Source organism: Mesorhizobium sp. M7A.F.Ca.CA.001.08.2.1 (assembly GCF_003998455.1).
GTDB lineage: Bacteria > Pseudomonadota > Alphaproteobacteria > Rhizobiales > Rhizobiaceae > Mesorhizobium > Mesorhizobium ciceri.
Genome location: NZ_RZPW01000891.1, coordinates 1 through 2,315 on the forward strand (window position 1 = coordinate 1; position 2,315 = coordinate 2,315).

Genomic DNA, 2,315 nt, shown 5'->3' on the forward strand with positions numbered 1-2,315 from the left:
GCCTCGTATCCAGCGGGTAGGTTGAGAGCTGTTCGTTGCCGGTCTCGGTGATCAGGATCTGCTCTTCGAGCTTGACGCCTTCGCGCCCGCCAAGCCGGCCGATATAGCTTTCCACGCACAGCACCATGCCAGGTTCCAGCACGCCGTCCGGCGTGTCCGATGTCCAGTCGCTGGCATGCGGCAAGGTCGGGTATTCATCGGCCAGACCGACGCCGTGATAGAGCACGCCGTAGCGCGTCGGGAAGCAGTCACCCGGCGGCACCGCCGAGGCTTCGACGAGGTCGCGAAACGAGATGCCTGGCTGCATCAGAGCCATGTTGTGTTCGATCTGGTCGGCGGCGATGCGGAACAGGGCGCGCTGTTCATTCGACGGGTTTGCATCGCCGCACAGCCAGGTGCGCGACAGGTCGGCGCAGAAGCCGTAGGGGCCGATCAGGTCGGTGTCGAAGGCGACGAGATCGCCAGCCTCGATCTTTCGCGAAGAGCATTCCTGGAACCACGGATTGGTGCGCGGGCCTGACGTCAGCAGTCGCGTCTCGATCCACTCGCCGCCGCGCGCGATGTTGCCACGATGCAATTCCGCCCATAGCTCATTCTCGGAAATGCCCGGCTTCAGCGCCTGTTCCATCTCGCCCATCGCCGCTTCGCAAGCGACAATCGCCCGGCGCATGGCGAGGATTTCGTCCGGCGATTTGATCAGCCGCGCGTTCTCCATCACTGCTTCGCCATTGCCGATGGAAATGCCGAGGCGAGCCAGCTCCTCGACGCCTTCGGGATTGATGTGGTCGACAGCGATGCGGCTGTTGCCGCTACCATGTTCCCTGACCAAATCGGCTATTCCGGCGGCCCAACGGCGGACCTTTTGCTCGGTCAGCTCACCGCCATAGAGATACATCCACGACACCGCCGGCCGCACCTCGTTGACGACGCCGGAATGGTCGGACAGGTGCTCGCAGGAAAAATAATCGAACAGCACCACCGGGCCTTCAGTGGCGATAAAGCAATGCCGCGTCGGATTGTGCGCCACCCAAAGCTGCATGTTGGTGCTGTCGGTGGCGTAGCGGATGTTGACGGGGTCGTAGAGCAGGGCGCCGGCATAGCCGCGCCGCTTCAGCTCGGCGCGGATACGCTCCAGCCGGTATTTTCGCATCGCCGCCAGGTCGGGCGCGGCAATGCCTGCCGCCGCCCACTCAGCCTCGGCCTGCGGGCCATAGCCCAGCACATGCTGGTTGAGCGAACCCGCCTTCTGGCGGGAGGCGTCGCGCAAAGCTTCGATCGAGCCCGGCTCGAACGGCATGATCTTGCGGTGGCGGCCAAAGCTGCCCTTCGGCCCCGCGCTGTCCATCGTCGAAACTCAGGTCCGCATCTTCTCGCCGCTCGGATCGAAGGGCGCTTCGACATTGATGCGGGCCGGGCGCCGGTGACCGAGGATCTCGATCTCGAACAGCCCGGCACTTTCGTCCTCGGCAAGCGCTGCGGGGATATAGCCCTGCGCCATCGACTTCTGCACATAATGCGCATAGCCGCCCGACGTGACCCAGCCGACCACGCGCCAGTCGCCGTCGACGATGCCGCGCACGGCGGATGCGCCTTCGGCAGCCTTGGAGCCACGTATTTCCTTGCCGCCCTTGTCGAAGCGCGGCGCGCCATAGCCATGCGGCTTTTCCACCGTGCCGTAGTCCTTGCTGACCTTGGCCCAGATCGGCTCGTCACCCATGACATCGGCGTCGGTGGCATCGACGATGAAGGAGACGCGGCGCAGCTTTGGCCCCTCGGCCTGTTCCTTGGCGGCGGCCTCGCGGCCGATGAAGTCATTCTTCTCGAGCTTGATGAAGCGGTCCATCGCGCCCTCGAACGGTCCATAGATCGGCCGCAACTCGCGGAACCAGGTCGGAAAGTTCTTTTCGAGGCGCATGGAGAGCAGAGCGCGCATGCCGAAATCGACAAGGCCGAATTCCTCGCCGGCGTCCTTGATTGCTTTGTAAACCAGGCGTTCGTAGGCCGGCGCCATCCAGATTTCATAGCCGAGGTCGCCGGTGTAGGTGATGCGGTTGACCATGCAAGGCGCCCCGCCAACAGCCATCTCGCGGAAATCCATGAAACGGAAGGCTTTTGTCGAGACGTCGACATCGACCAGTTTCTGCAGCAGGTCCCGTGATTTCGGCCCGGCGATCGACAGGCCGACCAGCGTCTGGTCGAAGCGGTGGATGCGCACCGTTCCGTCCTTCGGCAGGTGCTTCTCGAACCAGCGCATGTGGTATTTCTGCGCCGCCGAAGAGCCCCAGATCATGAAGCGGTCTTCTGCCGCCTTGGCG

Annotated in this window: 2 protein-coding genes; both read right to left on the minus strand. The window is 63.7% G+C overall.

Annotated features, from left to right (window positions below; all coding sequences use genetic code 11):
* Nucleotides 1–1,345 (minus strand): Xaa-Pro peptidase family protein (locus tag EN914_RS32520; protein WP_164779077.1); only part of this gene is annotated, 1,345 nt, incomplete at its 3' end.
* A 9-nt stretch (nucleotides 1,346–1,354) separates the two neighbouring features.
* The coding region (locus EN914_RS32525; RefSeq protein WP_164779078.1) for an aminomethyltransferase family protein at nucleotides 1,355–2,315 on the minus strand (961 nt) is incomplete at its 5' end.